Raw genomic sequence first — 26,502 nt, forward strand, 5'->3', positions numbered from 1 at the left:
CGACAATTTTTGAGGGAGGGAATATGGCATTTAACTGGCGCTGTCCGTTTTGCGGAAATAATTCAACAATAGGCGGTGAAAATACATCGTCAACTTACTTAAATTTTAATGATAATAATAAGTTTGACTGTGGGTTGATTGTGTTTATACAGTCAATAGTCTGCCCCAATCCGGAATGTAGAGAGGTCGCTCTCGTCGCTAATTTTGGTAAGTCGAGAGTTGTAAACGGAAACTTTCGTGTGGGAGAGGAATTCGATAGTTGGAGATTGAGACCTTCTAGCTTTGCTATCGTCTTCCCTGAATATGTACCTGCGGCTATTCGTCAAGATTATGAAGAAGCCTGTAAGATCCGTGATCTTAGCCCGAAAGCATCTGCCACTCTTTCTCGGAGATGCCTTCAAGGGATCATTCGGGACTTTAAAGGCATAGTTAAAAAGCGCTTGGTAGATGAGATAGATGCACTAAAGGGTGAGGTGGACTCTGATACTTGGGCAGCAATTGATGCGGTTCGTCAGATTGGAAATATTGGTGCTCACATGGAGAGGGATATTAACGAGATAATTGATGTTGATCCCGAGGAGGCTCAACTCCTAATTGAGTTGATCGAGACGCTCATTAAAGATTGGTATATCGCTCGTTTTAAACGGCAAGAGCATTTAGCTAAAATAGTAGCTGCAGCGCAAAGCAAGAAGTGAGGTCTAATCTGGATCGACGATTTCATCGCCGGGATCGAGCCTGAGTTCTGCAATGCTTTCCGTCTGAAAAGCTCGCGACACCTTTTCGCTTGGTTCGTAAGGTGTCGTGACACATCGAAGCATTCGAGCAGCGGTATCAAAGTCCGCGGCGATCAAGTTACGTAGCAGGTTTTGATACACCTCCTGCTGGTTGTTGAAACCGTGTTCTTTCATCACGCGCTTGAGGTCAGGCTTGAACACGCCGGCGACCTCAACTGTGAACTTCTCGATGCCCAGCGCGGCTTTTTTGGCCGCTTCCTTCTCGCGCTTCTTGCGCTGCTTGATGGCTTCCGCCGTCGGCTCCTGCTGTTCCTCGGCCATGGCCTGCCTCTTCAATTCTGTGGGCCGGTAGATCCAGCCATGTCTGTCGTCGGCGCTGGCGCACCTGGTTGCTGATTTTTCTCACGGCGGCCCCGGGAACTTGATGTTGTTCTCGCGGGCGATGAGCCTGGCGCGCTTGGCTTCCATGCCCATTTCTTTCGCTGCTTCGATGACGGTCTTGCCGGCGACGGCCAGTTCCTTCAGCCGTGGCGCGAGTTTGTCGCGCTCGATCTTCAGCTTGTTACTGTGGGAGCTGCCGAACATTAACTCTCGTTCACCGCTGACGCCTGGGGCGATTTCCTGCACCGATCGGCCAGCACCGAAGAACTGATCCAGCTTTCGGTTCAGGTCGTCGATGAGCGAGTCGCGCGGGTTGGGCATTGGTACGCCGATCACTGCGCACCCCCTGGGAGCCGGTTGGCCTTTTCCTCGAGCTGGATGGCGAAGTCGACGGCGGATGCGTATTCGAAGCGGAAGCCGCGGGTCTTGCCGGTGACCAGGTCGACGACGTGATAGGCCTTGCCGGCGGTCTTCACCTGAAAACGTACCTTCTGCACGGGTGGCTCCTTGCCGATCAGGGCGTAGAACGCGGCGGTGGCGATGCTTGCACGAGCACGCAGGGCGGCAACCCCGTCGACTCGCTGTTGAAGTGATGGATGCATGGCGATTCCTTGGTGGGGTTGCGTGTATCCGTCAGCACTCGGGCCGCCTGCTGGTTGCCGTTGGGCGCAGGGGAGAGTGCTGACGGATAAAGGCAGGCGAAAAAAAGCCCGATCGGAACCGGGCTTTTGTTTGCGTCACGAAGACCTCCCTACGTGACAGCCTCCCAGGCCCGCTACTGGCGACGGCCTGGGTTTGAATCATCATCAGTGTGTTGTCGCGAGGGGGTAGGCCTACCGGTTGCCCGATTGGTGCGCGGTGACACCGACGGCCAAGATGTCCGCTGCCTGCCAAGGTGTTGGGCGCAGCCTTCAGGCTTACTGCGCCACGCCGGTGAATCGGTGGGCTACTTCATGCTGGTCATCCTCAAGAACGCGCCGTTGGCATCTTGGCGGGCGCTCGCCGTTCTCTGGTGCTGCCTGCGGGGGGCCGCATTGCGCGGTGCAGAATCATCCGCATCCCGCTGCCCACTCAGTGAATGGGCAGAAGTGGTGCTTTGCGAGTAGGGTGGCCAGCGGCCATCTCACCACTACGCAGGTGACGCGCTTCCCAGATATGCTGAGAGCTCTACCAATCAGCAAGGAAAGTCTTATGCAGATTTCTGCAGTATGTGCAGCGTGCGGGAGCAAGATGCTCGTGATTCCGGATGACGACGAGGTCGATCAGATGGTCCGGTGCAGCGAATGCAACACGGATATCGGGGATAAAGCAGCGGTAACGGCCAAGCTGAGAGAGGCAGCGCAGAAAGAGGCCGATAAGCTTGTCCAGGATATGAAAAAGCGTCTCGAGAAGGCGTTCAAGCGTCGCTGATATCGCCACCGGCGCCTTTAGCATCTTGCTCTAGGCGCTCTTTCACTCGTTGATACACCGCCTCAGCGAGATGTGCTACCAGCGCTTCAAAGTCCGCGTCCCCTTGCTTAGGGATCTCAACCCGAACAGTTAATTGTTCTGTTTTCATCGGTGTCACCTTGTTTGGTTGTCATCCCGATGCACCCTGTCGCCAAGGTGCAGCAGCGATGCTTTGCCGTCGTTTACGCGATAAAAACACCATCAGTAGATTCCCCAACTGGGCCTTGAGGATTCGGGCCTTCAGCCTGGCCAACGATGATTTCCCGCCGCATCGCCTCGGCAACAAGGGCGGTCTGGCGGTTGACGCCCAACTTGAACATTGCGTTGGATATGCGCTTAACCACGGTCCCTGGCTCGACATCGAAGGCTCGGGCGATTTGTTTTGCGGTTAAGCCCTGGGCAACTGAAAGCAAAAACTGGAGTTCGCGACGAGCAAGGCCTCGGCCGAGATGGCCGATCCATGTGCCGCTTTTGATTGTTGATTCCATGCTGTGTACCTCTCGGTTGATTTCCCAATGCACCCGGGTATCCAGGTGCATCAGTGAAACTGTCCGTCCTATTACCGCCGGAAGGGGCGGGGTGCATTGCTTGCCGGGTCATTCGTGCCTACTGGGCTACACGGTTAAGGCGTTTCACCATCGAGCAGCCGTCCAGGTTGTTCCTGTCGTTGGCAGGCTTTCGGGCCTGTCTGCTCGCCGGTCGCCGGTAGAGGCAATGCGGTCTGTTGTTTGTTTCGCTGATTGTTAAAGAGCGGTGTCTGGTGGTCGTCGCGGCGGTGTGTCGCTTCGATGGGTTAAATATGAACCAGTAGTTCATATTAGGTCAAGTACCAAAAGTACATATTTTTATGGAAAGTACAGAGCTCATGGAAATCTCCACCTGGCACATTTGGGGATTTACCACTGGGAGCCGCTTCGATATAGTTGCTTTATACTGGATGCATATACAGCAATAGGGGAGTGGAATGGCAAAGCCGCAAAAGCAGTCAAAGCAGACCGTTCGACAGGAAATCACCGGAATAGAGCGGCTCGGCCTGCGCGTCTCATCGATGATCAATCACCCAGTAGCGCAGACTCAGCGATGGGTGACGATTCATCGCCTGGACACGGACGGAGATCGGGAGTGGGAGGAGGTGATGGGCTTGCTATCCGAAACAGACGGCATTGAAATGACATTCAATGACGACGAGTCGGTGACTCTGAGGTGGGAAGCCAGCCCCGAAGAGGACCGGCCGGTGGAGGTTGCCGAAGAAGTTGAGGAGCCCGCGCCTTTTTGAACGAGCACAAAAAAGCCCGCTCGAACGGCGGGCTTTTTGCAAGCGGGCTCAAACCAAGTTGGCATTCCATACCAGCAGCACCCGTGCCTGAATGTAGGTGTCTTCCGCCCTTATGGTTTGCGGCGGATGGCGGGGGTTGTCTGAGAGCATCGTGATCTGCTCGTCGCCGATCCATTGGAGCCGCTTGATGTAAAGATGCCCCTCCCAAGAGAACATGTAGATCCCATCGCCTGAGAACTCGCGGACGCTAACGTCGACCAGCAGTGGGTCGCGATGCTTGATTGTGGGAGCCATCGATTGGCCCCAGCCTGTCACCATCTTCAGGTGAAAGTGCTCTTTGAACTCAACGCCCATCTCGCGCAGATGCTGTGGGCTGACACGCACATCCTGGAACATCTCGGGATAGTCGTGGGGAATCTGCCCGCCGCCCATCGCGGCCCGGACGTCGTAATGCGCAATCCAGACTTCATCTCCCACGACACCAGGTCGGTAGTAATCGATTTCAATTGCTCCGCCGCCTTCTTCTGCTTCGGCGACCGCAAGTATCCGTCTGCGAGCATCGTCTGACAGTCCTTTGCCTTGCTTGGCAAGCATGTTGCGCACGATATCCGTTGCTGAAGGTGAGGTACTTTCAGTTTCGCCGCTATCCGCTTCGGCAAGCTTTGAAAAAGCGGGCTCGCTACCCGAACCATGTTGCAGCCACTCGATTTTCACGCCGAGCGCATCCGCAATTGCGCTCATCTTGGCAGGTCCTGGCAGAGACTCACCATTGAGCCATTTGCTTGAGGCCTTCGGCGTGACTTTAGCGATTTCGGCCAGTCGAGCACCTGCGCCCCACTGGTCGATGCCGTGGGCAGTTAGGGCTTTTTTGAGCCGGACAACGAAAGCTGCTCGGATGTCTTCGATATGAACCATAGGTTCAATATCGCATGCCCTTGCATGTACTTTCAGTTCCGACATAATATGTACTGTAAGTTCATATTTGACTCGGAGGCCATATGCGGCCGCTCAAGAAATCGATTGATGATGCCGGTGGTGTTCCCGCTGTGGCTCTGGCCTGTGAGAAGACGCCACGAGCGATCTACAAGTGGCTGGTCGCTGATGCTTTGCCGCGCACTGAGTACACCGGTGAAACCCAATACGCCAAAAAAATTGCCGAATTGGCGGCCGCTAAAGGCAAGCCTTTTGATGTCGCTTGGTTGCTTGCCGAGGCTCACCCAAAAAAGGCTGTGGCATAGCGGGGGCTGTGCCTACCACTGAAGTCACCCTGGAGCGATTGGAAGCCATGCAGCACCACCTCGATTTACTCAAGGAAGACCTTGAAGGGATTCGGGAAGACCTTCGGAACGCTGAGAAATAGCCCGTAGGTCCATTGGCGCCAGTATCGGATTTAACGGGGGAGAGGGGCAGTGCATCGCAATGGCTGTTGATCCATCCAGTAGAAAAGACCTATCAGGAAGACCATTCGGGGAAAGGAAATGGACGGCAATACATCAGGACGTTTGGGGACATTAAACGCTGAGGGCGGTAGCTCAGTCGGCGGGATTGGTCGCGTCTGCAGGAAAGAAATCGCCTGAATCGCAGGCACAAAAAAGCCGGTGGCTAGACCGGCTTCTTCAAAACGTACAGCAGTTGAGGCGCCATTATGAACACGATCGTCGCTCCAAGCAATACGGTCACTATGTCGAGTCGGGAGATCGCCGAGCTCACCGGCAAACAACACAAGGACGTCATTCGCGACATCCGCGTGATGTGCAAAGCTCTGGCTGATGATGGCGCAGATCTGCGCCATCTCCACGAGGTCAAGGATGGGCGGGATTACACCGCCGAGTTTCGCCTCGACCGAATCCTGACCGAAACCCTTTTGACCGGGTACAGCATTCCTCTTCGCCATCGTGTCGTGACACGTTTGAGCGAACTCGAAAACGTGTCGCGACATGTCGTGACGATTCCGCAGGATCTGCCCTCTGCACTTCGGCTCGCAGCTTTCCAAGCAGAACAGAACCTCCAGCTTCAGCAGGTCATCGACAAACAAATCCCAAAGGTCGAGGCGCTTCAGCGATTGGCCAAAACCCAAGGTGACGTCTGCATCACCACCGCCGCGCAAATTCTCGGCGTTCGCCCCACCAAGCTTTTTGCATGGTTGAACCAGAACCGCTGGATTCATCGCCGCACCACCCACTCAAGCTGGGTTGCGTATCAGCCACGCCTGAACACCGGCTGGCTCAAGCACAAGCTGGTCAAGGTCGGGGGCGGGGAAGGGCAAGACATCAAGGTCGTCGAGCAGGTGATGGTGACCCGCTCGGGCATCGTCACGCTCGCGGAACAACTTCAAGGAATTATGCTGTGAGTGTTCAAGCAATGTCCTGGGCGCTCTCGCTGCCTACCGAATCCCTGAAAGACTCAAGTGCGCGTCACGTGCTGTTGTGCCTTGCCAACTATGCCGGGTCGAACGGTGCTGGTGCCTTTCCATCGGCCTCAACTCTGGCACAAGACACCGGCCTGTCCGAGCGTACCGTGCGTTACAAGCTGGACGATCTGGAGAAGGTCGGGCTGATCCAGAAGGGCAATCAGGCTATTGCCGCCGTGCACATCGATCGTCATGACCGGCGCCCAGTCGTTTACGACCTTCAACTATCGCGGGGTGCAAATCCTGCACCCCGTACAAAACGGGGTGCAAATGACGCAACGGGGTGCAACTCACAACAGAACGGGGTGCAGCCTGAGACAGAACGGGGTGCAGAATCTGCACCCAATCCGTCACTGAACCATCAGGTAACCGAAGAGCAGCTGCAGCGCGATTTGGCTGATGAAATTTCTCGACAGGAACAGGCTGCCGCCGAATGCAATCCTTCCAACGGTCGCTTCGCCATGTTTGCCCTCTGGGAGCCTGACGCTAAGTCACTGGCCGACCAGATCGCAATCGCCGGGCTGCCGGCCGAGTGCGTGCCTGACGAAACGGTTCGCAAGTTCAAGGGCTTTCACTGCGCCAAACCGAACACCCTCGATTCCAGTGCTGGCTGGTGCTATCGCCTTGTCCAGTGGGTAAAGCGTGAGCGTGTTCAAGCAGCAGGCCGGGGACAAGAGCCAGATTTCAACGACACCAGTTGGGGTGATGACCTGGGAGGTCTGTGATGAAGTCTGTATCGAGCATGCTGTCAAAATTGCCCAACGCTTCCTCCGCCGAGGTTGTGCCGCTCAAGGCCGATGCGGGCACGGTTCAGGTGATCAACGCGTTGTTCCGCGAGCTGATGGCGATCTTTCCGGCATGGAAGCAGGCGTGGCCGGATCAAGATGCGATGAACGCCGCGAAGGCGACATGGACCAAGGCCTTCATGGCCGAGCGCATCACGAAAATTGAGCAGATCCGCTTCGGCATCGAACAGTGCCGCAAGGTCGGCTCCGACTTTGCGCCGAGCGTCGGCAAGTTCATCGGCCTGTGCCAGGCCACTCCGGAAATGCTCGGCATCCCGCCGCTGGACACCGCATTTCGCGAAGCCTGCCGCAATGCCCACCCGTCGATGGCTGGCCAGGCTAACTGGTCTCATGACGCGGTCTGGCACACGGCGAAAGAGGCCGGTTTCGAAAACCTGAACCGCCTCGAAACTTCATTGGCGCGAAAGCTCTTCGAGCGCAATTACGTGATCACTGTGCGCCGTTTGGTCGATGGGTTGCCGTTGCAAAAGATGCCGTTGGCGCTCCCGGCCCGGGCAGCAGGGCGCCGCACTCCCTCGATCGGTAATCAAGCGCTTGCCGATCTACGCGCCATGCGTTCTGGAGGTGCTGCCCATGTCTGATCGCCGCTTAGCTCTCCCTGAAATCGATACCTACCGCTTTGCGGTGTACTGCTGCTCGTTCAAGGTTGATCTGAGCTCAACGCCGGATCACGCCCTGGCGCTGTTCGTGGATGCGGCCATGGCCAAGCGCTACGGTTCGTGGATGTGGCCGGGCACTTACGAAGTCGTCGACGTCGTCACTGGGGCGCGGGTATGCGAGTGACCTCGAAGAAACTCCGGGCCTCGGCCAATGGTCAGGACTGCACCGTCCGCATTCCGGGCACCTGCAATCACAACCCAGCCACCACCGTCCTCGCGCATCTGCCGTGCGGGCAAAAAGGCATGGGCATGAAGGGCTTCGACACCGTCGCGGTGTATGCCTGCAATGCCTGCCACGACGTCATCGACGGCCGCAGCGCCGGCGAGGTCGATTGGCAGGACATGCCCAGAGCCATCGCTGAAACCCATGAGGCCCTGATCCGGGCCGGAATTCTCACCGTAAAGGGGGCTGCATGATCGACATGACGCTGCCGTGGCCGCCGAAGGAATTGAGTCCGAACGCCCGCGTGCACTGGAAGCAAAAACACAGGCACGCGAAGGCCTACCGCCGCACTTGCGGACTGATTGCGCTTGCACTCAACGCACCGCACCTGGCCGGGAAGAAGTACTTCTGGGTGACGTTCTGCCCGCCGAACCGCCGGGCCTATGATGACGACAACCTGTTGGCGCGCTTCAAGGCTGGCCGTGATGGCATTGCTGACGGGTTGGGCATCGACGACAAGAACTTCGTGACCACGATCAACATCGGTGATCCCGTACCAGGCGGCGAAGTGCGCGTGCACATCCGCGATTACCCGATCGTTGAGTCCGTCGCGGTGGCCGAATGAGTACCGCCGCCGTCAAGATCACTCAGGCCGAAATCAAACGGCAGGCCGCTGGCACTGTTCAGGACCTGCGAGACCTCGAGAACAAGGGCCTGTACCTGCGATTCAACAAGGCGCGCAACGGAGGCTCGTGGTTCCTGGTGCTCAAGGGCAAATGGAACCCTATCGGGAAGTACCCTGAGCTCTTTCACACCCAGGTGGTCGCGGCGCTGCCGTCGATCCGCTTGCGCTTGGCTGCCGGGGAAGGTGCGAGTCTGTCGAAGTGGGACACCGTAGGCGAGCTGCTGGACTGGTACGCCGATCGCATGGCCCGGGATCGCAACCTGTCGGCAAAGCGCAAGAAAACTGGTGCGTCGATGATCAAATGCCACTTGATGCCGCGCCTTGGTGACCTGCCGCTGATCAGTCTCGACAAGGCCACGCTGGACAACCAGCTCATGTGGCCGTTGCAGGAAACCATCTCCATCGATTACGTGCGGTCGGTGTTCCAGCTGCTGGCCTTGGCTTTCCGTCAGGCCTTCAAGTTGGGCCTGATCACAGCCAACCCAATGGCGGCGATCAAGTTCAACGACTTCTCCAAAGCGAAGGTTGGGATCAAGCCGTCCCGTCTGCGTGGCGTTCAACTGGAAGGCCTGCTGACGCAATTGGCCGAGGTCATGCCCGCTGCGCCACTGGATTCGATGCTGGCCCTGATGATGCTGTGCCACGGCACACGGATCGGCGAAACCCGCATGGCGCGTTGGTCGCACATCAGTCTGGCCGAGCGCGAGTGGTTCATCCCGGCCGAGCACACCAAGACCGGCGTCGAGCATCACCTGCCCCTGACCGAGCAGGTCTGCACCTTGTTGATCAGGTACCGCGACGGTCAGTACGCCCGAGGCTATGACGGCCAGTTCTTGTTCCCGGCGCGCAATGGCAAGGCACTCGGTGAAGCCCAGGGCTGCGCCGTGTTCCGGCGGTTGGGGCAGGGCGAATGGACCAGCCACGACCTGCGCAAGGTGGCCCGCACCGGTTGGGCAGATCTCGGCGTAGACCACCTGATCGGCGAGCTGCTGATCAACCACGCGATGGGCCACAACGTGAAGGTGTACATCCAGTCCGACGTCATGGCTCGCAAGCGTGACGCACTGGAGCAGTGGCACGCGCATCTAGATCAGAAAGGGTTTGCAGTCATTCACGGATTGACCGGCTTTAGATTTGAAGATTCCGGTAATGCGCTGGAAGCCGCACGGGACAAGGGCTGCAAGGCCACTCAAGAATCAACCATAGGCGAGGTTTAAAAATGGATAAAAGGACTCACGGACCCGCCCTTGTGCGCTCTCTAATCCCGCTCGCCGACTGCCCGTCGTGTGCTGGTAAAGGGATCATCCAGGGCGTGTTTCACCAGCTCTATTGCATCGGTTGTCACTCTTCGGGCTTCGTTCACGCCCAGACCCTGGAACCGCTGTTGATCGAAGATCTGGTGTTCCAGTTGGGGCGGATGGTTCGCCGGGAGCGCAGTCAGTTGGTTGGCAAGAGCCCAACGCGCTGCATCGTCGATGAGTACCAGCAGAGCAATAGCCGCGGCGCGGGCCGCTCGTCTTTCAAGGGGGATTGATTCATGGCGAGAACAAAAAGCTTCACCGAGCGAACGGCTGAAGATCTGCTGGAGCATTGGGGGCGCTGGGTGGTGCTGGGATCTGGCGTGTCCTGCTGCGCATCCCGCGAGAACACCCTTCACACGCCGATGATCACGGACGACGATGCGCTGATGATTGATGGTTTGATGGGGCGACTGCTCAAGCGCTACCCCGAGTGCGGCAATGTGTTGATGAAGTACTACACCGCGCGGGACAAGGCATTGGTCGATGTGGGCAAAAAACTGGGCTTCGGTGAAGAGAAGACCCGCCAGCTGTGGAAGGCCGGCATTGCATGGATTGACGGTGCGTTAGATTTTCGCCGCGAGGCAGCTTGACAAGGCCGGGGACGAACTATAGATTTCAGTTACTTTGCGGTTTTTCCGCGAGCAAAGCCCGACCCTTGAGTCGGGCTTTTTGCTTTCTACCGTTTGCGAAACTCACTCAAACTCAAGCTCCGCGCCCATCTCGCGCATCTGCTCATAGATGGCACCGAGTTGTTCATCTGGCAGGCTCAAGCGCGCAGCAATGAAGAACAGCATTTGAGCGCTGACCTCACGAGGCTTGGCCCCGCCAGTGTACTTGCGCCACTGTCGGCCATCAGACAATCCTGCGATCGCAGCCATATCATTGCCGGTCTTGTTCAGCCGATTTTTCAGGGCTTCGAGGTCGACGGTGCTTGGTGGCGTGTAGTGCTTGATGGTTTTCATAGTGCCCTTATGGAAAGCCCCGCTTTTGCGGGGCTCTGGGATCAGGAGAGGAACTTGGTAAGTGCGACCGTGGCTGCGGCTACTGCGCCGACCAAACCCGACGCTATCGCGATTGGATACCAGAATGCTTCGCGGCTCATCTTGAACGTCTCAGCACGGAACTTGCTGGTCTCGGCGTTCAGTTTGCTGGTCTCTGCCATCAGCTTAGCGATTTCAGAGTGGATCTTTTCGAGTTCGGCGGTGGTCATGTCGATGCTCATTTGTTCTTCCCTTTGGGGTTGTCGGGCCGGGCGATGTGCGCTTCCCATGGGTCTTATATTAGGCCCATTGGGCCTAGTGGTCAAATGATTTATATGTTCCAAAGTTATTTATTTTGAGCCTCGGCATTGGCCGGGGCTTTTTCGTTTTCGGCTCCACCACACCCATTGCTCCGAGCTGGGAGTGCTGCTGGAGCCGGATCAATTCGCTCCCCGAAAGGGAGGACGCCGAGATGCCAAATATGCCCGACAAACCAGACACTTGGCTGCTCGTTCTCGCGTGGCTGAGCCAGCACTCGCCAACGATCTATGCCGGTGGGCTGTCTTTCGTGGTGGGTGCCTTACGCATCATTTACGGCGGCGGCACTCGGCGACAGGCACTGCTGGAAGCCTCGCTCTGTACGCTGATCACCATCGGCCTGATCCCGTTGCTTGAGTACTTCGGTCTGCCGCAGAACTTCGCCACGGCCGCCGGTGTGTTCATCGGCTTCCTCGGTGTGAAGAAGATCGCTGACCTGGCTGATCGGTTCGCCGACTTCAAACTGCCTCGGCGTGCTGAGTGATGGCCTGTGCTGGATGTGCCGCCCGCCGAGTGCGAGCGGCTAAGTGGTTGAGCATCGCCCGAGAGCGTGCTGCCTCGTTGATCTCACCGAAATCGAATACCGGAGCGTTACCTGATGGGAAGGCTGAGGACGCTGGGAAGCAGAGTTCAAACCCAGGCTGACCGGCTGCCAGCCATCAACACGAACTCATGGCGTGCCACGAAGGAGACATCTGCTCAGCGCGGCTACGGCTACAAGTGGCAGAAGGCGCGTGAGGTCTGGCTTCGTGATCACCCGCTCTGCGTTTACTGCGAGCGCAACGGTCGAGTGACAGCAGGCAGGGTTGTCGACCACATCATCGCTCACCGCGGCGACATGGTCCTGTTCTGGGATCGATCCAACTGGCAGACCCTGTGCAAGCCTTGCCACGACTCGGTCAAACAGGCCGAAGAGGCTGGCGCGACTGGAGGGTGGTAGGTGGCTCGGGCAGCGCGGCGCAAATGAGATGAAATCTCATTTGAGATGCACCAAGGTGGTGCGATTGAGAATAGCTATGGAGGGGGGGTGTTAAATATAGGGGGTTAATACGCTCCAGACCGCGCCCGATCCCATTCGTACTTTTTTTCCCGACCCTAAGGTTTTTTGTTAATGGTGTTAACAGACAAACAACGACAGTTTGTTGACGCAAAAGCCCGGGGTGCGTCCAACAAAGAAGCGGCAGAAGCCGCAGGATGTAAGGCTTCCACGGCTTCCGCAGCGGGTTCCCGCTGGGCCAATGATCCCAAGATTGCAAGCGCAATCCTTGCTCGCCGGGCCGAGCTCAGTGTTAACCCTGAGAAATCGCGCAAACGCCGAGAGCAGCCATCCGACCAAGTGCCTGAGACGGAAGAAGCCGGTGGTGAGTTCCTCGATTGCCTTCCCACCACCGAAGATCCACTGGTCTGGCTACTGGCCCTAATGAACGAGCCCAGGGCCAAGGTTTTTGATCGGCGCAACGCTGCCCAGACGGCTGTGCCCTATGTGCATGGCAAGAAGGGTGACGCCGGCAAGAAGGAACTGAAAGAGCAGGCCGCCAAGGAGGCGGGGAAGGGCAAATACTCCGCCGGCAAGCCGCCGCTCACTGTCGTAAGGAAGTAGCCAATGCTTTGGACAACTGCCTGCCCTGACTGGTGGCAGCGCCTCTCTGTGGGCGAGTCAATCATCCCGGCACCGCTGTTTCCTGCAGAGGCGGAGGAAGGGCTGGAAGTATTCCGTTCGCTGAAAATCGTGGACGCACCTGGTTGCCCGACCATCGAAACAGCGTGCGCGCCGTGGGTTCTGGATTTTGCCGGCGCTATTTTCGGCAGCTACAACAGCGAAACAGGCCATCGCCTGATCAGCGAATACTTCCTCTGCATTCCGAAGAAGAACTCCAAGTCGACGATCGCGGCGGCGATCATGCTGACCGCGCTGATTCGCAACTGGCGGCTGGAAGCCGAGTTCATCATCCTGGCACCGACCAAGGAGATTGCCGACAACGCCTTCAAGCCGTGCGCGGCCATGGTCAAACACGACGAAGAGCTGAGCGATCTGCTTCACGTCCAGCCACACCTGAAACTGATCACGCACCGTGAGACGGGCGCAACATTGAAGGTCGTCGCAGCAGACAGCGACGTCGTAGGTGGCAAAAAGGCCGTCGGCGTTTTGATCGACGAGGCCTGGCTGTTCGGCAAGAACGTCAAGGCACCGGACATGATCCGGGAGGCCACGGGCGGCCTGCTGTCCCGTCCGGAAGGCTTCATCATCTGGCTGACGACTCAGTCGAACGAGCCGCCGGCCGGGATATTCAAGTCGAAACTGAGCTACGCGCGCGGCGTGCGTGAGGGCCGAATCGACGATCCACGCTTCCTGCCGGTGATTTACGAATTTCCCCCGGAGATGATCGAGAGCGGCGAAGCCCGGCGCCCTGAGAATTTTCACCTGGTGAACCCCAACATGGGGTACTCGGTGGACAGGCCGACGCTTGAACGCCTGTTTATGCAGGCCGAACTCGACGGCGAAGCCGAGGTTCGAGGCTTCCTGGCCAAGTTCCTGAACATCGAGATCGGCCTGGCGCTGATGTCTGACAGTTGGGTGGGCGCCGATTTCTGGGAGCCACAAGCCGAGAAGGGCCTGACGCTGGATTCGCTCATTGAACGCTGTGAAGTGATCGTCGTAGGTGTCGATGGTGGGGGGCTGGATGACTTGCTGGGGCTGGCGGTCATGGGGCGGGTTCGAGAGTCGCGCACTTGGTTGCACTGGGCGCACGCATACGCTCACCCATCCGTTCTGGCGCGCCGTAAATCGGAAGCTCCACGCTTGATGGACTTGGCGGCAGTTGGTGACCTCACGCTTGTGCAGAAAATTGGCGATGACGTTGAACACCTTGCCGCGACGGTCGCGCGCATCAATCAGGCGGGCCTGCTCGACAAGGTCGGGCTCGATCCGGCCGGCATCGGGGCCGTGCTCGATGCGTTGGCAGATGCCGGCGTCGAGGAAGACCAGATCATCGGTATTTCACAAGGCTGGAAGCTGACAGGCGCAATCAAAACCACCGAGCGCAAGCTCGCAGAGGGCGCCCTGCTGCACTGTGGTCAGCCACTGATGGCCTGGGCCTGCGGCAACGCGAAGGGCGTGCCATCGGCCAACGCATTCCTGATCACAAAGCAGGCGTCGGGCACTGCGAAAATCGACCCACTCATGGCCACGTTCAACGCCGTATCGCTGCTGTCTCTGAACCCAGAGGCACGTGGGGGCATGGACGACTACCTCAATAACGGCTTTTTCGGACTAGTAGGCTGACCATGGCATTTCGTTGGTACAACCCCCGTACCTGGGGATTCTTTGGCTACACCGATCCGACCACGGGCGATTACGTCGAAGTGGATATGGAAATCGGCGGGAAGCGCACTAAATCCGGCGTCCGGGTGAACACCAAAACTGCGCTATCAATCAGCATGGTTTGGTCGTGCGTAAAGATCCTCTCGGAATCACTGAGCGGTTTGCCGCTCAAGCTGTTTGACGACGCCGAATCTGGTCGAAAACAGGTACCGGGAAATGATCCTGCGCTGAAGCTTTTGCGAAAACCCAACCCCTACATGACGCGGCTGAACTTCCTAAAGTTCGTGGTGGTGAACATGGCGCTGCGGGGAAACGCATTTGCCTTGATTGAGCGCAATCGTAACGGCGACCCCATCGGGTTTGTCCCCCTGCGATTCGATACTGTCACGATCAATACCGAGGACGATCTCTTTTATTTGGTAACGCCAAGTGAGGGGGATCCCTATCCGGTATCGCCGGAAAACATGCTGCATTTCAAGTTGTTCAGCCTCGACGGCATCGTCGGGTTGTCACCCATTGAGTACCAGGCAGAAACGATGGGTCTGGCTAAAGCTGGGCAGCAGTGGTCGTCGCGGTTCATGCGAAAAGGCGGATTCACTGGCGGCTACGTGATCTATGAGAACTTCCTGACCAAGCAGCAGGAAGCTCAAATCATGGCGAAGTTTCCGGACGTTCGGAAGGCAGATGCCGACGACATCGGGAAGATGGCAATCCTGCAGGGCAATCCAAAGATTGTTCCTGCGGGCCTGAGCCAACGAGACGCTCAGTTCATCGAATCCCAACAGTTTCAGGAGGAGGCGCTGGCCGGTATCTACGGCGTGCCGCTCTGGCTGGCAAACCGTGCTGGCAAGACTTCGATCATGGGGTCGAACCTCGAACAGCAGCTCACCGGCTTCATCACCTTTGGCCTGAAACCCTATATCGACGCCGTCGAGGACGAGTTCAACGACAAGGTCTACCGCAAGTCTTCCCGTTTCGCCGAGTTCACAGTCGAAGGGCTTCTTCGGGCCGACAGCGCCGGGCGCGCGGCTTACTACCAGGCAGCGCTTGGCGGTTCCGGTGGATCTGGATGGATGTTCATCAACGAGGTTCGAGAAAAAGAGAATCTGCCGCCATTGGCTGGCGACGAGTACAACAAGGTCACCCGGTGGGAGATGCAGACCAATGTCAAAAATTGAAGTCCCGTTCGAACTGAAAACCGTGGATGACGCGGGCAACTTCGAGGGCTACGCCGCGGTATTCAACAACGTTGACCTCGGCGATGACGTCATCCTCCCCGGTGCTTTCACACGAGTAAAAACAACGCGTAGCGGAAAATTAAAGCTGGCGCTCTACCACGACCTGACTCGATTGGTCGGTCTGGCGGATTTTACCCAGGACGACCATGGCCTTCTGGTGAAAGGGAAGGTCAATCAGGCAGTGAGCTATGCCAAAGACGCCTATGAGCTGATGCGGGCCGGGATTCTCGACAGCATGTCCATCGGTTTCAACACGCTCAAGGCTGATTTCGAAGAGCGTGCTGGCCGGACTGTTCGAATTATCAAAGAAGCCGAGCTGTGGGAGGCCTCCTTTGTCCCGTTCGGCATGAATCCCGAGGCTCAAATCCTCAGCGTCAAATCAGATATCAGGCTTTTCGAGAATGCCCTGCGCGATCGCATGGGCCTCTCGCAGAAGGAAGCGGCGGCAGTCGCTTCGCTCGGCTATCCCGCGCTCCGCCGTGACGGCGGTAGCGAGGCCACGGCGATCGTGGAAGAGCTGAAAGAAATTTCCACCCTATTCGCTACTACATTCGGAGCAAAGCCATGAGCGAAGTGAAAGAACTGAAATCCTCCCTGGAACTGCAATTGAAGGAAGGCTTCCAGGGCCTGCAAGAAAAGTATGACTCGGCCATGACCGAGGTGCAGAAGGGCAACCAAGTCACCGGCGATCTGAAGAAACAGATCGAAGACCAAAAAGGTGAACTGCAAAAGGTCATCGACCAGGTGCAGGACCTCGAACAGAAAGGCGTGAAGCTACGCGGCCAGCCAGGTGAGGGCAAAAGCTTCATCGACATGGTCAAGGGCCATGACAACTACAAAGGCCTGCAGCAAAAGAGTGTCAGCACCGCCGAAATCGAAGTGACGAAATCTGACCTGGCCAGCATGAAGGAAATGAAGGTCACCAGCGCTGGTATCGTGGCTCCGATCTATGACCCGGTTATTCAACCTGGCATCCGTCAGGAGCTGCGCATCCGCGACCTGCTGACCACCATTCCGGTGTCCGGCCAAAACTACACCTACTTCCGCGAGAACGTGCATACCCGTGGCGCGGCTCCGGTCGCTGAAGGCGGCTTGAAGCCGACCAGCAACGTCACCTTCACCACCGAAACCGATCGTGTGAAGAAGATCGCAGTATGGATGCCGGCGACCGATGAAGTGCTGTCCGACGTGCCTCAGATGTTCGCCTATCTGCAGCAACTGCTGCGTTACGACCTGAAACTCGAAGAGGAGTCCCAGATCCTCAAGGGTGACGGCTCGGGCGAAAACCTGAATGGCCTGATGACTCAGGCCACTACCTACAACACAACCCTGAGCAAGACCGGTGACACGGCGATCGACCTGATCCGTCGCGCCATATACCAGGTTCGCAAGCAGTCGAAAATGTCGGCCGACGGCATTGTCATGACCGAGCTCGACTGGATGAACATTGAGCTGCAGAAGGATGGCGAAAACCGCTACCTGTTCGCCAACCTGCAGGGCTTGGTCACGCCAATCCTGTGGGGGCGTCCGGTGATCACCTCCGACAGCATGGACGAGGGCGATGCAGACACCGGTGGCGAGTTCCTGGTGGCGAACTTCGCGCGCTCCACCACGCTGTTCGACCGCATGGCGTACCAGTTCAAGATGGGCCTGATCAATGATCAGTTCATTCGTAACGAGATCGCGCTGCTGGTCGAGGAGCGCCTGGGCTTGGGCGTCCGCCGCAAGGAAGCGCTGGTCAAGGGCCAGTTCACGGTCGCGCCGTAACTCACCATCACCGTTCAAGGCCGGCCATTCGCCGGCCTTTTTGTTTCTGGAGGCAACATGAAAATCAAAGCTCTGTGGGGTTTTGTAGGTAACGCCGAACTCCTCGGCGCCGATTCGCCGAAGGTCAAGCGTGGTCAAGAGTTTGAAAACGCTGATGACGAGTATGCCCATGTGCTGCTCGGCAAAGGTCTCGCGGTTGAACTGGATGCCAACGGCAAGCCGAAGGTCGCTAAGCCGAAGGAAAGCAAGCAGGCGTCGCCCAAAGAGGCCAAGTAGATGCTCGACATGACCACCGTGAAGTTGCATCTGCGAGTCGATGGCGATGAAGAAGAAGCGCTGATCGGTGGCTACCTCGAAGCAGCCAAGGCGCACGTTGAGCAGCACTGCGACCGCAAACTGGTCGAAGCGGATCCCGTTGAGCCAGATGAAATGGGCCTGACCCGAGATGTCGAGCAGGCCATTTTGCTGCTGGTGGGGCACTGGTACTCCAACCGGGAAGCAGTGGTGATCGGCGGTGCGCCGTCGGCCGTCCCTCTCGCAGTCGACAGGCTGCTTTGGTACAGGAAGCGCTTCTAATGCAGGCCGGCAAACTCAAGCATCGGGTTCAAATCCAGCACAAAGTGACGGCGCAGGATCAGCAAACCGGTGAGCAATTGACTGAACAATGGGTTGAGTTCGCCAAGGTCTGGGCTTCAGTCGAGGATTTGAGCGCTCGCGACTTCATTGCCGCGCAGGCCGGCCAATCAGAGGCGAAAAGTCGGGTCGTCATTCGACACCGCGAAGGAATCACCACTGCAATGCGTGTTGTGCTGGATGATGGCACTGTTTGCGGCATCGTTGGGCCTCCACTGGCTGACGCGAATTCTCGCAAGGAGTATCTGACGCTACTGGTCACCTCGGGGGTGAACGATGGCTGATTGGGTCACTTACAACCTGAAGGGCGCCGACGAACTGTCCGCCAGATTCAAGGGCCTGACCGAGGAAATGCGCCGCAAGGTGGTGTTGCCGGCGGCCAAGGACGCCATGGACATCGTTCTGCTCGACGCCAAGGATCGAGCAGCACGTATCGATGACCCGGAAACGGCCAACTTCATCCCGGCCAACCTGGCGATGATCGAACGCAAGGCGATCGGCGAGGAAGTCGGCGCCGTGGTCATCTCCGTGGGCGTGCGTATGCGAAAGCGCGGGCAGAAGGGCGGCAACACGTTCTATTGGTGGTGGGTGGAGTTGGGTACCGAGAAGAACCGGGCGAAACCTTTTCTCCGGCCGGCCCTGGCCAACAACCGCGAGGCGCTGTTCAGGGAGTTCCTGAGTTCGGCCAAGTACCAACTGATCAAGCTGGGGGTGAACTGATGACCGCACCCATTTTTACGGTGTGCGCCGGGGCGCCGGCAGTCACTGCGCTGCTCGGCATCAACCCGACCCGGCTTTATCCGCACGGCGAAGCACCGGAGGGTACGCCCCGGCCGTACGCGGTCTGGCAGGTCGTCAGCGGCTCGCCAATCAATTACATCAACGGCGTTCCGGACACGGATCGGTACGGCCTGCAGGTGGACGTGTACGCCGAAACGGCATCAACTGCTGAAGCGGTTGTGAAAGCGCTGCGCCAGGCGATCGCCAAGCGTGCATACGTCACCGGTTTCGGTGTTGATGATCGGGACAAGGACACGCACAACTACAGAAAAGGTTTCGACGTCGCCTGGCTTGTGAGCCAGTAGATCGCACCAGAAAGACCGACCCGCTCCGGCGGGTTTTTTTATGCCTGTCAAACAGTGATTTCACAGGAAATCGGGGAGTACCAAATTGACCATTAACACCCAAGGCACTGAGCTTTTCGCGCTCGACCCGGCCGACAACAGCGTCATCGACGTCGGTTGCTTCACTTCGCTGGACGGGATTGACACGGCGATCGCGCAGATCGATGTGACCTGCACCAAATCCAAGGCGCGCGAGTATGAAGCCGGCTTGGCTGAGCCAGGATCTGCATCGTTCGGCCTGAACATCGACCCGAAAAACCCTTCCCATTTGCGGCTGCACCAGCTGAAAAAGGCGGGCACCAAGCTCAAGTGGGTGGTGGGTTGGTCGGACGGCTACAACTTCGATACCGAAACCGGTATTCCACCCCTGGTAGGTGCCGAAGGTTCTCTGGCAGGCATCGTGCTGAACTCTGCGGGCACGGGTTACACCACGGCTCCAACCGTTGCCATTACCGGCGGTGGCGGTACCGGTGCGACCGCTACGGCCCAGATTGCCGACGGCAAAGTCACCGGATTTACCATCACCAACGCTGGCTCAGGCTATACCAACGCTCCGACGGTGGCGCTCACCGGTGGCGCAGGCACTGGTACATCAGCGCGTGCGCTGGTCAACGAAAGCGCTGACTTCGACCTTCCGAATACCCGGACCTGGCTCACCTTCGAAGGCTACATGAACGCTTTCCCGTTCACCTTCGGACTCGGTGATGTCGTGAAGTCCAACGTCGGTATCCAGGTGTCCGGCGAGATCGAGCTGATTGCCAAAACCTCTGTTTAAGGAATCCCCATGGATCTGAGTATTGCAGCGCTGGCAGCCGCCGGCGCGTTCGCCGCTCCGTCGGTGAAGAAGGAAATTCAATGGCACGCGGGCGGTGTCCTTCAGAAAGCCACGGTCTACGTGGCTCATGAGTCGTACATCTCTGTAACCCAGCGCTGGGACGCGCAGAACCAAGGTGTGGATATTACCGCGCAGCGCATTGCGTCGTGCATCGTCGACAAGGATGGCAAGCCGGTGTTCACGGTGTCTGACGTTCTTGGCGGGCCTGAAACAGGGCACGGCCCGCTGTGTGCTGAGCTGGCAATCGTGCTGCTTTCGGCGATTGGCGAAGTCAACCAGATGTCGGAGGGCGCCCTGGAAAAAAAATCGACCCCGAGGAAGAGTTCTGGCACGAGCTCGTCCTCGCGGGGATCGGCGGCCGCACGATCGCGGAAGCCAAGCAAAACCTGAGCTATGTCGAAGCGATGGACTGGATGCGGTATGCCCGGAAAGCCGGTTCGCTGAATCTGGGAATTCGCCTCGAGCATGGTTTCGCAATGCTGGCGACGCTGCTCAACAACGTGCACGGCGGGAAGGCAACCTTTGATGATTTCCTGCCCGATCGGGGTCAAAAGCCCGAGCCAAAAGAAGCCACGCCGCAGGATCTGTTAGCGCTGCTGCAGTCGGTCAAGAGGTGATTTATGGCGGTTGATTCACTTGGCCAACTGACGGTCGATCTGGTTGCCAACACCGGCGGCTTCGAAAAGGGCATGGACCGCGCCCAGCGCGCGCTCAAAGCGGCGACCAGGGAAGCAGCCTATCAGGCTGGCCAGCTCGACAAACTGGTAGGCCAGATCGACCCGGTGATTGGGGCTTACGGTCGCCTCGACAAAATGGAAGAGCAGCTGCGCAAGCACCGCGCAGCTGGTCGGCTGGATAATGCCGACTTCACCCTGTACCTCAACAAGCTGAAGGAACAGCGGGATGCGGTCGAGAAGGTCGACCGGGTCATGGCCAAGAACGGCCAGACCGCCAAGCAGTACGCAGCCAACCTGCGCGGCGTTCCGGCACAGTTCACCGATATCGCCGTGTCCTTGCAGGCCGGCCAAAACCCGATGACGGTCTTCCTGCAGCAGGGCGGCCAGCTCAAGGACATGTTCGGCGGCGTCGGCCCTGCGGCCAAGGCGTTGGGCGGTTACGTGCTGGGCCTAGTGAATCCGTTCACGGTAGCGGCAGCCGCCGCTGGTGTTCTGGCGCTTGCTTACAAACAGGGTTCAGACGAGGGAACCGCGTTTACCACCTCGCTGGCCATGACCGGTAATACCGCCGGCACCACGGCCAGTAGCTTGGCAACCATGGCCCGCCAGGTGTCGAGCTCTGGCGGTACCGTCGGCAAAGCATCCGAAGTGCTGGCGCAGTTGGCGGCTTCTACCAAGATCCCCGTGGCGGCGTTTGAGTCGATCTCTGAGGCGGTGATCAAGTACGAGTCGGCGACCGGAATTGCGGCCAGCAAAACGGTCGAGAATTTCGAGAAAATTGCCAAGGATCCTGTCGGCGAAATTCTGAAACTCAACGAGTCGATGAACTTCCTCACGGCCACCACCTACGAAAACATCAAGTCGTTGCAGGAGCAGGGGAGAACGCAGGAGGCGGCGGCAGCGGCAACGGCGGCGTATGAGGATGGTCTGAACCGCACCTCCACGTCCATCAAGCAGAACCTCGGCTTTCTCGAGGCGAGCTGGGGCGCGGTCAAGAGCGCTGCCAAGGGCGCATGGGACGCTGCGCTCAACGTTGGGCGCGAGGAAACGCTCGACCAGCAGATCGCCAAGCTAGACGAGCAGCTCAACGCTATCGCGGACAACGCCGCGCTGCGGAACAAGCGTAATGCCCGGGGCAAGCCCGCTGATCCATTCAGCAACCTGACGCCCGACGACAGCTTCCGCAAGGAAGCGCTCGAGCGGGAGAAAACCGACAAGCTTTTGCTCAAGTCCGAGCAGGATCGCCGGGCGGCGGCAAAGGGTTTTGCACAGCAACAACAGCAGCAGGCGCTGGAAGACCAGGTCCGCCTGGACAAATTGCGCAAGGAAACCGAGGGCAACTCGGCCAAGCGTGAGCGCGAGCTGGCGGATTACCGCTTGCTCGTTGAACGGCGCGTCACTCAGTCGAAAGCCTCTGGCGATAAGTCACTGCTGATTTCCGCCGAGCAGCAGGCGAAAGACATCGCCGCGATCAACAACAAGTACAAGGATCCCAAAACCGCCAAGACGCCGCAGTACCGCGAGGACGCGGGTATCAAGGCGCTCGATCAGGCGAAACAGCAGTACGCCGTTCTACAGCAGCAGGCGGCGCTCATCGGTGACCAGAACGCGGCCAGCCAGAACCTTGGCACGAATGCGAAAAAGCTGGTCGAGTGGGAGCAGCAACTCGCCGACATCAAGGGCAAGAAAACCCTCACCGCCGAACAGCAATCACTGCTGGCGAACCAGGAACTGATCACCGCTCAGCTCAAGCGCAACGCGGCGCTCGAAACCGAGAACACACTGCGCGAGAAAGGGCTGGAAACCCGCCGCAAGTTGGCGGCATTCGATGAGAACCTGAAAAGCCAGCTCGCCAGTGCACAGCAGGGCCTGGACAACAACCTAGCTGGGATTGGCCTTGGCGACGAGCAGCGCAAACGCTTGCAGGAGCAGCGCAGTATTCAGCAGTCGTATCAGTCGCAAATGGACAAGCTGACCTCCGACTACAACAAGAGCAACAAGGATCAGTTCAGTACCGAGCTCTACGACAAGGAAACCGCAGCACTGCGGGCCGCACTCGACAAGCGTCTGGCCATGCAAACCAGGTTCTATGAGGACGAGGATCAGGCCAGGAGCGACTGGACGCTGGGGGCATCCTCAGCTTTCCAAAACTACGTCGACCAGGCGAAGGATGTTGCCGGACAGGCCAAATCGGCCTTTACCTCGTTGTATGACGGACTGACCGACGCCGCAGTGGATTGGGCGTTTGGTGCTGATAAGACATTCGGTGATGTGGCCAAGAGCTTTGCCCGCATGGTCGGCAAAATGGCCCTGCAGTCGGCGGCGTCGAATGTGTTCTCCAGCATCGCCGGCAGCGCCCTGGGCGCAGCGTTAGGTGGTGGGGCGCCGACGTCGGCTGGTAGCACTGCCGCCGGGTACTCGGCTGATGTCCTGTCGAAATGGCCGGGCCTGTCTGATGGTGGTTACACCGGCGACGGCGGTAAGTACGAGCCGAAAGGCATCGTGCACGGCGGCGAGGTAGTGATCCGCAAGGAAGTGGTTAAGCAGCCGGGTATGCGTGGGTACCTGGAGCGCCTGAACAAGCACGGGTACGCGGACGGTGGTTATGTCGGGCTGTCCGGCGGTTCATCGGCCGCACCGGCAGCCACTGGGCAAGTCGTCATCAACCAGTCGTTCCAGGTACAGAGCACCGGGGCCGGCACCTCGCCGCAAGAGTCGCAGGCCCTGGGCCAAGCCTATGCGGATGTCGCAAGGCGCGGCGCCCAGCAGGAAATCGCCAAGGAAACCCAACCGGGCGGACAGATCTGGAGGCTTGTGAATGGCCGTTGAGACCTTTGACTGGTGCCCGATGATCGAAGCCACCAGCACGCCGGAATACCGGAATCGATCTTCGAAATTCGGAAATGGCTACGAACAGGTGGTCGGGGACGGCCCGAACAATCGGGTCGATTCCTGGCCGCTGACGTTCGTTGTGAGGGAGGCGGTAGCGCTGGAAATCAAGGCGTTTCTGGATCGTCACGGCGGACATAAATCGTTCTTCTGGACGCCGCCGCTGGGCGAGCTCTCGTTCTACCGCGGCACTGCACCAGCGATCACTCCGAAGGGTGCTGGCTGGTACACCCTGACAACGACATTTACCCAATCGTTTCTTCCATGAGGGGCAATCATGCCGCTGATCAGTGACATCCAGGTTCTTGAGCCTGGCAGCGAAGTGCTGCTCTTTGAGTTGGACGGCACGGACTATGGGGCAGACGTTTTGCGTTTCCATGGGCACGCGATCCCGCACACGCCGGCCGAGCTGATCGCCGCGGGCGCCGATGCCGATCAACTGCCTGCGAAAGCTATCTGGTGGCAGGGGAACGAGTACGGTGCCTGGCCAATGCAGATCGACGGCATCGAGGCGAATGGCGACGGCACAGCCGTGCGGCCGACGTTGTCCGTCGGCAACGTCAACGGGCGCATCACCGCGCTTTGCCTGGCGTTCCAAGACCTTGCGGATTTTAAGCTGACGATGCGCCACACGCTGGGCACGTATCTGGATGAGCAGAACTTCCCGGCCGGTAACCCCACGGCAGACCCGACTCAGGAGACGATCGAAGTCTGGTACATCGACCAGAAGACCAACGAGGACGGCGAGACAGTCAGTTGGGAGTTGGCCAGCCCGGGCGATGTTGGAGGCGAGTCAGTTGGCAGGCCGGCGACAACCTTATGCCACTGGGCGCTGACGGACGGCTATAGAGGTCCGAATTGCCAATACACCGGCCCTTATTTCGACATGGACGGAAATCCTACGGGTGACCCCGAAAAGGATCAGTGCAATGGGCTCCTTACGACTGGGTGCGAATGCCGGTTCGGGAAGGGGAACCCTCTCAGCCATGGTGGCTTCCCTGCTGTATCCCTGATTGCCCGGAGCTGACCATGCGAAAGTACATCTTGAGCGCGATCCAGGCGCATGCAGCTGCTGAGTACCCGAAAGAGTGCTGCGGCCTGCTGCTGGGCATCGGTCGCAAGCAGCAGTACTACCCGTGCCGCAACGTCTCCACCGAGCCGAACGAAGAGTTTCGGATCGATCCGGAGGAGTACGCCGCGGCCGAGGATATCGGCGAGGTGATCGGTGTGGTTCATTCGCACCCGGACGCCACCAGCCGCCCGTCAGCGCGCGACCTGGCCATGTGCGAGGCTACGGCGCTGCCTTGGCACATCCTGAGCTGGCCCGAGGGCGACCTGCGAACGGTGATGCCATCCGGAGAGATACCGCTGCTCAAGCGTCCGTTCGTGCACGGGGCTTGGGATTGCTGGCAGGTCTGCGCTGACTGGTACAAGCGGGAGTGGGGGCTGGAGTTCGAAGCTTTCAAGCGGGCCGATGGCTGGTGGGAGAGCAAGGACAACGCCAGCCTGTACGAGGCGAACTACGAGGCCGCCGGCTTCTACCGGGTCGACCAGCCCCAGCGTGGCGACATGATCGTGATGGAGGTGGGACGTACGGTTCACCCGAACCACGCTGGGATATTTCTTGGATCAGATCCTGTGCTGCCCGGTGAAGACGCAGCGACCTTCGGCCCAGGGCCGTTTCTGTTGCACCATCTGTACGGCAGGCCGTCGGAGGTTATTGTGTTCGGTGGCCCTTGGCTCGACCGGACGCGCCTGGTGCTGCGTCATCGCGCTGCTCAGTGATAAGGTTATGGCCTTTTCCACAGGAGTGACGTGCATGAAATTGATGGTAGGAGCGTTGGCGGTTGCGCTGTTGGCCGGGTGTGCGACTTCACCAACGCCATCCGGCGAAGCCGACCCAGTCCCGAGCTCTCGACTGTTCGGTTATCAAAAGTCCGGCACTGGCGACGCGGTACTGATCGTTACACGCGACAAGGGCTTTATGGGAAGCGCATGTAACACCTCAGTCAGTATTGATGGGGAAAAATCTGCAGAGATTGGTCCGGGTGAAACAGCGCGCTTCTTTGTCCCTGCTGGCGATCATATCGTTGGAGCTTCTTCATGTGGGAGCGGGCTGAAGGAGCGGGAAGCAAGTATCAAAGCAGGCAGCACAAAAAAATTCAGGATATCCATCGATTCCGCTATGAGTTTGGATCTATCACCAACAACATTTTGAAGCTAGCCGCCTCCGGGCGGTTTTTTTTCGACTGGAGAAAGCCTTGGCATCGACATCTACAGCAAGTCAGGCCATGACCACGATCTTACTGTCAGGCCCCCTAATCAGGCTTTTCGGTAGAACTCACCATCGTGAGCTCGGCAGCAAATCCGTTGCTGAAGCCTTTAAGGCTTTGAAATGCACGCTTGAAGGCTTCGAGGCTGCCATTAAAAAGTTGGAAATGAAGGGCATGCGGTTCGCGATTTTTCGTAACCGAAAGAATGTGCCTGAAAAGGATTTTGCTTTAGGCGGCACCCAAGAGATCAGAATTGTTCCTGTAATTACTGGCAGTAAGCGCGGCGGGGTGCTCCAAACTGTTATCGGCGCGGTCCTTATCGCAGTTGGGTTTTACACGGGGCAGACGTGGCTTGTGCAGACGGGTGTGGCGCTTACTGTAGGCGGTGTCGTGCAAATGCTCAGCCCGCAAGCGTCCGGCCTGAAGCAGAGCTCATCCCCAGAAAATGCCCCGTCCTATGCCTTCGGCAGCGCCAAGAACACTACGGCCAGCGGCAACCCGGTGCCGATCTGCATCGGCGAACGCCGGTGGGGCGGCATGATCATTTCTGCCTCGATCAACGCTGAAGACAAGACGTAATTA

Annotated in this window: 41 protein-coding genes and 1 pseudogene; 34 read left to right on the forward strand and 8 right to left on the reverse strand. The window is 58.3% G+C overall.

Translation table 11 applies throughout. From position 1 onward, the window contains the following. Window positions 1–23 precede the first annotated feature (23 nt). The gene (locus tag ACEN83_RS09970) at window positions 24–695 is read left to right on the forward strand and encodes a DUF4145 domain-containing protein (RefSeq protein ID WP_495580142.1); all 672 of its coding nucleotides are present in this window, start codon (window positions 24–26) and stop codon (window positions 693–695) included. Between the two features lie 3 nt (window positions 696–698). On the opposite strand, the gene ACEN83_RS09975 is transcribed toward ACEN83_RS09970, so the two are convergent. The 3 genes from ACEN83_RS09975 to ACEN83_RS09985 form a co-directional block, all read right to left on the reverse strand. Further along, complete coding sequence (locus tag ACEN83_RS09975) at window positions 699–1,055, reverse strand: hypothetical protein (protein WP_495580143.1); 357 nt, start codon at window positions 1,053–1,055, stop codon at window positions 699–701. 81 nt (window positions 1,056–1,136) lie between these two features. After that, on the reverse strand, window positions 1,137–1,451 hold the full coding sequence (locus ACEN83_RS09980) for a hypothetical protein (RefSeq protein WP_495580144.1): 315 nt from the start codon (window positions 1,449–1,451) through the stop codon (window positions 1,137–1,139). Beyond that, window positions 1,448–1,717 carry a hypothetical protein gene (locus tag ACEN83_RS09985; RefSeq protein WP_495580145.1) on the reverse strand — a complete coding sequence of 90 codons (270 nt, stop codon included), beginning with the start codon at window positions 1,715–1,717 and terminating at the stop codon, window positions 1,448–1,450. Before ACEN83_RS09985 ends, ACEN83_RS09980 begins: the two co-directional genes overlap by 4 nt. 589 nt (window positions 1,718–2,306) lie before the next feature. Between ACEN83_RS09985 and ACEN83_RS09990 the strand changes: the two genes are divergently transcribed. Continuing rightward, on the forward strand, window positions 2,307–2,525 hold the full coding sequence (locus ACEN83_RS09990; protein ID WP_454237913.1) for a hypothetical protein: 219 nt from the start codon (window positions 2,307–2,309) through the stop codon (window positions 2,523–2,525). Here ACEN83_RS09990 and ACEN83_RS09995 read toward each other — a convergent pair. Continuing rightward, window positions 2,512–2,673: a hypothetical protein gene (locus ACEN83_RS09995; RefSeq protein ID WP_454237912.1), complete on the reverse strand. Its 162-nt coding sequence runs from the start codon at window positions 2,671–2,673 to the stop codon at window positions 2,512–2,514. The two genes, ACEN83_RS09990 and ACEN83_RS09995, sit on opposite strands and share 14 nt — an antisense overlap. Window positions 2,674–2,818: 145 nt before the next feature. Then, window positions 2,819–3,052 (reverse strand): annotated as a pseudogene (locus ACEN83_RS10000) (response regulator transcription factor); the annotation flags it as partial. A 476-nt stretch (window positions 3,053–3,528) separates the two neighbouring features. Here ACEN83_RS10000 and ACEN83_RS10005 point away from each other — a divergent pair. Continuing rightward, window positions 3,529–3,840, forward strand: a complete 312-nt coding sequence (locus ACEN83_RS10005) for a DUF1654 domain-containing protein (protein ID WP_495580146.1) — start codon at window positions 3,529–3,531, stop codon at window positions 3,838–3,840. Window positions 3,841–3,888: 48 nt separating this feature from the next. Here the strand turns inward: ACEN83_RS10005 and ACEN83_RS10010 are convergent, their stop codons facing one another. Continuing rightward, complete coding sequence (locus tag ACEN83_RS10010) at window positions 3,889–4,755, reverse strand: XRE family transcriptional regulator (protein WP_495580862.1); 867 nt, start codon at window positions 4,753–4,755, stop codon at window positions 3,889–3,891. A gap of 83 nt (window positions 4,756–4,838) precedes the next feature. Between ACEN83_RS10010 and ACEN83_RS10015 the strand changes: the two genes are divergently transcribed. From ACEN83_RS10015 to ACEN83_RS10060, 10 genes are all read left to right on the forward strand, one after another. Continuing rightward, a complete protein-coding gene (locus ACEN83_RS10015; RefSeq protein WP_454237910.1) occupies window positions 4,839–5,078 on the forward strand; it encodes a helix-turn-helix domain-containing protein in 240 nt (79 codons plus the stop codon). A gap of 407 nt (window positions 5,079–5,485) precedes the next feature. Beyond that, on the forward strand, window positions 5,486–6,190 hold the full coding sequence (locus ACEN83_RS10020; RefSeq protein WP_495580147.1) for a phage antirepressor KilAC domain-containing protein: 705 nt from the start codon (window positions 5,486–5,488) through the stop codon (window positions 6,188–6,190). A gap of 11 nt (window positions 6,191–6,201) precedes the next feature. Beyond that, window positions 6,202–6,975 carry a helix-turn-helix domain-containing protein gene (locus ACEN83_RS10025; protein ID WP_495580863.1) on the forward strand — a complete coding sequence of 258 codons (774 nt, stop codon included), beginning with the start codon at window positions 6,202–6,204 and terminating at the stop codon, window positions 6,973–6,975. Further along, complete coding sequence (locus ACEN83_RS10030; protein WP_495580148.1) at window positions 6,975–7,637, forward strand: replication protein P; 663 nt, start codon at window positions 6,975–6,977, stop codon at window positions 7,635–7,637. The genes ACEN83_RS10025 and ACEN83_RS10030 overlap by 1 nt, the downstream gene beginning before the upstream one ends. After that, a complete protein-coding gene (locus ACEN83_RS10035; RefSeq protein WP_495580149.1) occupies window positions 7,630–7,839 on the forward strand; it encodes a hypothetical protein in 210 nt (69 codons plus the stop codon). The genes ACEN83_RS10030 and ACEN83_RS10035 overlap by 8 nt, the downstream gene beginning before the upstream one ends. Further along, window positions 7,830–8,132, forward strand: a complete 303-nt coding sequence (locus tag ACEN83_RS10040) for a nuclease domain-containing protein (protein WP_495580150.1) — start codon at window positions 7,830–7,832, stop codon at window positions 8,130–8,132. Before ACEN83_RS10035 ends, ACEN83_RS10040 begins: the two co-directional genes overlap by 10 nt. Next, entirely contained in the window at window positions 8,129–8,503 is a 375-nt protein-coding gene (locus ACEN83_RS10045; RefSeq protein ID WP_495580151.1) for a RusA family crossover junction endodeoxyribonuclease, read from the forward strand. The genes ACEN83_RS10040 and ACEN83_RS10045 overlap by 4 nt, the downstream gene beginning before the upstream one ends. Continuing rightward, window positions 8,500–9,780: a tyrosine-type recombinase/integrase gene (locus ACEN83_RS10050; protein ID WP_495580152.1), complete on the forward strand. Its 1,281-nt coding sequence runs from the start codon at window positions 8,500–8,502 to the stop codon at window positions 9,778–9,780. The genes ACEN83_RS10045 and ACEN83_RS10050 overlap by 4 nt, the downstream gene beginning before the upstream one ends. Window positions 9,781–9,812: 32 nt before the next feature. Continuing rightward, window positions 9,813–10,097, forward strand: coding sequence for a hypothetical protein (locus ACEN83_RS10055; RefSeq protein ID WP_495580153.1), 285 nt, complete (start codon window positions 9,813–9,815; stop codon window positions 10,095–10,097). 3 nt (window positions 10,098–10,100) lie between these two features. Then, window positions 10,101–10,454, forward strand: a complete 354-nt coding sequence (locus tag ACEN83_RS10060) for an antiterminator Q family protein (RefSeq protein WP_495580154.1) — start codon at window positions 10,101–10,103, stop codon at window positions 10,452–10,454. 102 nt (window positions 10,455–10,556) lie between these two features. Here the strand turns inward: ACEN83_RS10060 and ACEN83_RS10065 are convergent, their stop codons facing one another. Together ACEN83_RS10065 and ACEN83_RS10070 are read right to left on the reverse strand one after the other, a co-directional pair. Further along, entirely contained in the window at window positions 10,557–10,826 is a 270-nt protein-coding gene (locus ACEN83_RS10065; protein ID WP_495580155.1) for an XRE family transcriptional regulator, read from the reverse strand. Window positions 10,827–10,867: 41 nt separating this feature from the next. Further along, entirely contained in the window at window positions 10,868–11,086 is a 219-nt protein-coding gene (locus ACEN83_RS10070) for a hypothetical protein (RefSeq protein WP_495580156.1), read from the reverse strand. 230 nt (window positions 11,087–11,316) lie between these two features. Between ACEN83_RS10070 and ACEN83_RS10075 the strand changes: the two genes are divergently transcribed. The 21 genes from ACEN83_RS10075 to ACEN83_RS10175 all read left to right on the forward strand — a co-directional run bounded on the left by ACEN83_RS10075 (window position 11,317) and on the right by ACEN83_RS10175 (window position 26,499). Beyond that, the gene (locus ACEN83_RS10075) at window positions 11,317–11,646 is read left to right on the forward strand and encodes a phage holin, lambda family (protein WP_150705387.1); all 330 of its coding nucleotides are present in this window, start codon (window positions 11,317–11,319) and stop codon (window positions 11,644–11,646) included. 114 nt (window positions 11,647–11,760) lie between these two features. After that, window positions 11,761–12,102, forward strand: a complete 342-nt coding sequence (locus ACEN83_RS10080) for an HNH endonuclease (protein ID WP_495580157.1) — start codon at window positions 11,761–11,763, stop codon at window positions 12,100–12,102. Between the two features lie 171 nt (window positions 12,103–12,273). Further along, complete coding sequence (locus ACEN83_RS10085) at window positions 12,274–12,762, forward strand: terminase small subunit (protein WP_495580158.1); 489 nt, start codon at window positions 12,274–12,276, stop codon at window positions 12,760–12,762. 3 nt (window positions 12,763–12,765) lie between these two features. Further along, entirely contained in the window at window positions 12,766–14,445 is a 1,680-nt protein-coding gene (locus tag ACEN83_RS10090) for a terminase large subunit (RefSeq protein ID WP_495580159.1), read from the forward strand. Window positions 14,446–14,447: 2 nt separating this feature from the next. Continuing rightward, window positions 14,448–15,662 (forward strand): phage portal protein, encoded by a 1,215-nt coding sequence (locus ACEN83_RS10095; protein ID WP_454237898.1) that lies wholly within the window; start codon window positions 14,448–14,450, stop codon window positions 15,660–15,662. Continuing rightward, the gene (locus tag ACEN83_RS10100) at window positions 15,649–16,290 is read left to right on the forward strand and encodes an HK97 family phage prohead protease (RefSeq protein ID WP_495580160.1); all 642 of its coding nucleotides are present in this window, start codon (window positions 15,649–15,651) and stop codon (window positions 16,288–16,290) included. The genes ACEN83_RS10095 and ACEN83_RS10100 overlap by 14 nt, the downstream gene beginning before the upstream one ends. Next, window positions 16,287–17,489, forward strand: a complete 1,203-nt coding sequence (locus ACEN83_RS10105) for a phage major capsid protein (RefSeq protein WP_495580161.1) — start codon at window positions 16,287–16,289, stop codon at window positions 17,487–17,489. Before ACEN83_RS10100 ends, ACEN83_RS10105 begins: the two co-directional genes overlap by 4 nt. Before the next feature lie 57 nt (window positions 17,490–17,546). Beyond that, window positions 17,547–17,765: a hypothetical protein gene (locus ACEN83_RS10110; RefSeq protein WP_495580162.1), complete on the forward strand. Its 219-nt coding sequence runs from the start codon at window positions 17,547–17,549 to the stop codon at window positions 17,763–17,765. After that, window positions 17,766–18,065, forward strand: a complete 300-nt coding sequence (locus ACEN83_RS10115; RefSeq protein WP_495580163.1) for a head-tail connector protein — start codon at window positions 17,766–17,768, stop codon at window positions 18,063–18,065. Further along, window positions 18,065–18,406: a phage head closure protein gene (locus ACEN83_RS10120; RefSeq protein WP_495580164.1), complete on the forward strand. Its 342-nt coding sequence runs from the start codon at window positions 18,065–18,067 to the stop codon at window positions 18,404–18,406. The genes ACEN83_RS10115 and ACEN83_RS10120 overlap by 1 nt, the downstream gene beginning before the upstream one ends. After that, on the forward strand, window positions 18,399–18,842 hold the full coding sequence (locus tag ACEN83_RS10125) for an HK97-gp10 family putative phage morphogenesis protein (RefSeq protein WP_258685384.1): 444 nt from the start codon (window positions 18,399–18,401) through the stop codon (window positions 18,840–18,842). Before ACEN83_RS10120 ends, ACEN83_RS10125 begins: the two co-directional genes overlap by 8 nt. Beyond that, window positions 18,842–19,207, forward strand: a complete 366-nt coding sequence (locus ACEN83_RS10130) for a DUF3168 domain-containing protein (protein ID WP_495580165.1) — start codon at window positions 18,842–18,844, stop codon at window positions 19,205–19,207. The genes ACEN83_RS10125 and ACEN83_RS10130 overlap by 1 nt, the downstream gene beginning before the upstream one ends. Window positions 19,208–19,292: 85 nt before the next feature. Then, window positions 19,293–20,021: a phage tail tube protein gene (locus ACEN83_RS10135; protein ID WP_495580166.1), complete on the forward strand. Its 729-nt coding sequence runs from the start codon at window positions 19,293–19,295 to the stop codon at window positions 20,019–20,021. Window positions 20,022–20,030: 9 nt separating this feature from the next. After that, entirely contained in the window at window positions 20,031–20,471 is a 441-nt protein-coding gene (locus ACEN83_RS10140) for a phage tail assembly chaperone family protein, TAC (protein ID WP_495580167.1), read from the forward strand. Further along, on the forward strand, window positions 20,468–20,698 hold the full coding sequence (locus tag ACEN83_RS10145) for a phage tail assembly protein T (RefSeq protein WP_420832655.1): 231 nt from the start codon (window positions 20,468–20,470) through the stop codon (window positions 20,696–20,698). The genes ACEN83_RS10140 and ACEN83_RS10145 overlap by 4 nt, the downstream gene beginning before the upstream one ends. A 3-nt stretch (window positions 20,699–20,701) precedes the next feature. Then, a complete protein-coding gene (locus tag ACEN83_RS10150) occupies window positions 20,702–23,587 on the forward strand; it encodes a phage tail tape measure protein (protein ID WP_495580168.1) in 2,886 nt (961 codons plus the stop codon). Further along, entirely contained in the window at window positions 23,577–23,915 is a 339-nt protein-coding gene (locus ACEN83_RS10155; RefSeq protein WP_495580169.1) for a phage tail protein, read from the forward strand. Before ACEN83_RS10150 ends, ACEN83_RS10155 begins: the two co-directional genes overlap by 11 nt. 9 nt (window positions 23,916–23,924) lie before the next feature. Beyond that, on the forward strand, window positions 23,925–24,674 hold the full coding sequence (locus ACEN83_RS10160; RefSeq protein WP_495580170.1) for a phage minor tail protein L: 750 nt from the start codon (window positions 23,925–23,927) through the stop codon (window positions 24,672–24,674). A 2-nt stretch (window positions 24,675–24,676) separates the two neighbouring features. After that, window positions 24,677–25,432 (forward strand): C40 family peptidase, encoded by a 756-nt coding sequence (locus tag ACEN83_RS10165; protein WP_495580171.1) that lies wholly within the window; start codon window positions 24,677–24,679, stop codon window positions 25,430–25,432. A gap of 34 nt (window positions 25,433–25,466) precedes the next feature. Then, complete coding sequence (locus ACEN83_RS10170) at window positions 25,467–25,865, forward strand: hypothetical protein (protein ID WP_495580172.1); 399 nt, start codon at window positions 25,467–25,469, stop codon at window positions 25,863–25,865. Window positions 25,866–25,938: 73 nt separating this feature from the next. Next, window positions 25,939–26,499: a tail assembly protein gene (locus ACEN83_RS10175; protein WP_495580173.1), complete on the forward strand. Its 561-nt coding sequence runs from the start codon at window positions 25,939–25,941 to the stop codon at window positions 26,497–26,499. Window positions 26,500–26,502: the final 3 nt, after the last annotated feature.

The organism is Pseudomonas sp. Pseusp49 (genome assembly GCF_059491875.1).